The sequence below is a fragment of the Pseudanabaena sp. 'Roaring Creek' genome (assembly GCF_001402795.1).
In the GTDB taxonomy this organism is placed as follows: Bacteria; Cyanobacteriota; Cyanobacteriia; order Pseudanabaenales; family Pseudanabaenaceae; genus Pseudanabaena.
On the sequence record NZ_LIRE01000635.1, the window covers coordinates 1 to 357 of the forward strand.

At 58.3% G+C, this 357-nt stretch carries 1 protein-coding gene; it reads left to right on the top strand.

What is annotated here, in order from left to right:
• Positions 1-357, top strand: a 357-nt coding sequence (locus AC805_RS16885) for a GTP-binding protein (RefSeq protein WP_231663433.1), incomplete at both ends; no start/stop codon positions are given.

The window sequence follows — 357 nt, forward strand, 5'->3', positions numbered from 1 at the left end:
CCGCAAACCCGTGAGCACATCCTGCTGTCCCGTCAGGTTGGCGTTCCGTACATCGTTGTCTTCCTGAACAAGGCTGACATGGTTGACGACGCCGAGCTGCTGGAGCTGGTCGAGATGGAAGTTCGCGACCTGCTGAGCACCTACGATTTCCCGGGTGACGACACTCCGATCATCATCGGCTCCGCGCTGATGGCTCTGAACGGTGAAGATGCCAACGAGCTGGGCACTACTGCCGTCAAGAAGCTGGTTGAGACTCTGGACAGCTACATTCCTGAGCCGGTTCGTGCCATCGATCGTCCGTTCCTGATGCCGATCGAAGACGTGTTCTCGATCTCCGGCCGCGGTACTGTAGTAACC